The sequence below is a fragment of the Blastomonas sp. CCH1-A6 genome (assembly GCF_001556365.1).
GTDB classification, from domain to species: domain Bacteria; phylum Pseudomonadota; class Alphaproteobacteria; order Sphingomonadales; family Sphingomonadaceae; genus Blastomonas; species Blastomonas ursincola.
Map to the genome: position 1 here is coordinate 1 of NZ_LSIS01000032.1, position 300 is coordinate 300.

1 protein-coding gene is annotated in these 300 nt (G+C 72.0%); it reads right to left on the bottom strand.

What is annotated here, in order from left to right; translation table 11 throughout:
* Positions 1–106 precede the first annotated feature (106 nt).
* Positions 107–300, bottom strand: a 194-nt coding sequence (locus AX735_RS01670; protein ID WP_066274619.1) for a DUF2274 domain-containing protein, incomplete at its 5' end; no start/stop codon positions are given.

Below are 300 nucleotides of genomic sequence, written 5' to 3' on the forward strand. Positions count from 1 at the left end.
CGGTGCGGGGCAGCGAGTGCGCCAATGCCGAGCAGGCCGTGATCGAGGCGGAAGGCCGCGACCGCTTCAAGAAGTTCATGGGCAACTGACGGCAGGCGGCGCGCTCTCACTTCCCCTGCGCGCGGTGCCGGCGAAAGGCGCGGTCGGTTTCCATGAACCGGGCGAGCATCGGCGCGACCAGCTTGTCGGGCGGGACCGGCGCTCCCCCGGTCTCGGCTGCGAGCGCGGCGGCATAGGCGACGAGATCGCGATGCACGGCGGCGGGCAGCTCCACGGAGAGCTTGACCGGCCGATCGTCGG